Source organism: Endozoicomonas sp. ONNA2, from assembly GCF_024606365.1.
In the GTDB taxonomy this organism is placed as follows: domain Bacteria; phylum Pseudomonadota; class Gammaproteobacteria; order Pseudomonadales; family Endozoicomonadaceae; genus Endozoicomonas.
On record NZ_JAHHPO010000077.1, the window covers coordinates 1 to 2,400 of the forward strand.

Annotated in this window: 2 protein-coding genes; both read right to left on the reverse strand. The window is 51.1% G+C overall.

The window, feature by feature from the left end; genetic code table 11:
- Window positions 1-219 precede the first annotated feature (219 nt).
- Window positions 220-1,164 carry an ankyrin repeat domain-containing protein gene (locus tag KDK14_RS01370; RefSeq protein ID WP_257263221.1) on the reverse strand — a complete coding sequence of 315 codons (945 nt, stop codon included), beginning with the start codon at window positions 1,162-1,164 and terminating at the stop codon, window positions 220-222.
- A gap of 208 nt (window positions 1,165-1,372) precedes the next feature.
- Window positions 1,373-2,400, reverse strand: a 1,028-nt coding sequence (locus KDK14_RS01375; RefSeq protein ID WP_257263222.1) for an ankyrin repeat domain-containing protein, incomplete at its 5' end; no start/stop codon positions are given.

Here is a 2,400-nt window from a genome sequence, read left to right on the forward strand (position 1 = left end):
TTTGAAGCCGTTTTGGGAGCGGGGCGGACCATTCCATTAGGTCTTTCATTGTGCAAATATCTTTGTTAACAGCATAAACGGCATTTGTCATGTATAATTAAAGACCTGACCCCGATTTTTTCTGGGCTGATAGTCGGCTATCCCTGCAAGGAGGATTCCGTAAAATCCCTTTACGGAATCCTGGCCTGAAGCCGTCGGATGAAGCCGCATCACCGGTTGTTACTGGTAAACTGTGTACTTCCTATACCCTGACTTTTTTCCCTCCATTGCCATAACATTCCCCAGAAATTCAGCGACCTCAGGATGCCCGTTCCGGGCTGCCAGCATCATGGCATTGGAGCCATTGTTTAAACTGGCATTGACATCAGCGCCCCTGTTGATCAACAGCTCGACAATCCTCAGGTGGCCATTCGTGGATGCCAGAATCAGGGCGGTGGCACCATTTTCCATAGCTGCATTGACCTCAGCGTTACTGTCGATCAGCTGCCGTAGAATCTCCAGATGCCCGTACTGGGCTGCCAACATCCTGACGACCTCCCAATGCCCGTTCTGGCAGGCAAACATCAGGGCTGTGAAGCCATCCTCCATAGCGGCATCGATGTCAGCATCTTTGTCGATCAACAGTTTGGCAACCTGCTGGTGCCCGTGTTCGGATGCCATCATCAGGGCAGTGAAGCCAACGCCTTTACCGGCATTAACCTCTGCACCACACTCCATCAGCAGTTCGGCAACTTCCCATTGCCCGCTCTGAGCTGCAAACATAAGCGCTGTTACGCCATCAATACCGATATTGACGTTAACCCCCTGACACAACCGGGAATGCACCTCAGGCAGGCACCCAAAAACACAGGCTTGATAAAACGACGGATCGGGGAAGTATGCATCCAGGTAACACTTGTTGCCAGGCTCATCCACCAGGGGCATCGGATCTTCCTGACAAACGCTGCACTTGCGCTTGCCGATAAGCTGCCGGGAAAAATCCTTAACAATACCGTTCAGGTCAAGGCGATGCCCGCAGTGGGTTATGACAAACACCGGCACCACGTCATTACCCTGAAAGGACGCATGACCATTGGGACCAGGAACGCTATCCAGTCCCCCAAAGATCGTTGGGGCAGAGCTATCCGGGGGGACAGAAGAAGAACAACCGGCAGTCACATCCATAAAAGCGATACCTGTATCAGTTAATACAAAATGGGGACAGATTTCAGTCCCCGGCCTGGGATCAGGGCCGGGATGGCTCGCACGATATTTTTCCCAAAAGTAATAGACAGCAAGCCGAAAAATCCGGTTATCCTCAAGCCTGTCACCCAATGCCTTGCAATGGGGGGCGGACCATATATGACCCCGGTTTTTCTTTCCGACCCTGATTTTACATTTGCGTTTTATGCCCAGATTTTTGCTGGTAAACACTTTTAATTATACCCGCCCTGCAAGCTTCCAGATCTTTGGAGCAGCGGGCTTCCGTGCCCTGGGAGCAGCGGGCTTTCTGTCGTTGTGGGAATTGCTTGCCAGCATTTTTAAGAAGTTTCTCGCACTCTGTGTGGCCATGCCTTGCCGCTATGTTGAGAGCCGTTCTGCCCCTGCAATCCTTCTCTTTGGCCAGTGGGGAATCAAACTTCAGCAATGCCTGGATGGCCTCGGCGTGTCCTTCACGAGCAGCTTTGTGAAGGGCCGTTTGGCCGAGAGAATCCTTCTCTTTGACCAGGGAGTGGTCATTGTCCCACAATGTCTGGATGACCTCTGTGTGGCCTTTCTCAGCAGCGAAGTGGAGAGCCGTCCGGCCGAGCATATCCGTCTCTTTGGCCAGTGAGGGGTCAATCTTCAGCAATTTCTGGATGGTCTCTGTGTGGCCTTCTTTAGCAGCATCGTGGAGAGCCTTTATCCCCGGGGATCGATCAATGGCAAGCATATTCTTGACGGTCTCTGTGAGGCCATTGTCGACAGCCTTTAGGAGAGTCTCAATACCCAATGACTCATTCAGGGGTTGAACTTGAGTATTAATCCTCTCTTCAACACAAGAACGGTATTTCAGTGGAGCAGATTTTTCTGCTGATTTTGACGCAGATAACTCTACTGCAGGCCGCTTGTTTTCAAAGAAACTACTAAAATACCAGTCTTTGACCCCAGCTGATTCATTACCGCCGCCAGCTTTATTTTCTGATGATTTGGACGCAGGCAACCTCCTCCCTGCAGACCGCGCGTTTTCAAAGTAGCCACTAAAGGACCAGTCTTTGACGCCGGCTGATTTATTACCGCAGCCAGCTTTATGAAGAACTGTATTGCCATTGTTATCCTTCTCATTGACATTGATGCCAACAGCATTCAGGAATTGTCCTGAATTAACTGCCACATTACTGCAGACACTACCCGCTGCCCGCCCCCCGCTTCCCGAAAAGC

Bases quoted from the DNA above. Each gene is read 5' to 3' on its own strand.
- KDK14_RS01370 (WP_257263221.1), bottom strand. From the start codon at position 1,164: ATGGATGTGACTGCCGGTTGTTCTTCTTCTGTCCCCCCGGATAGCTCT.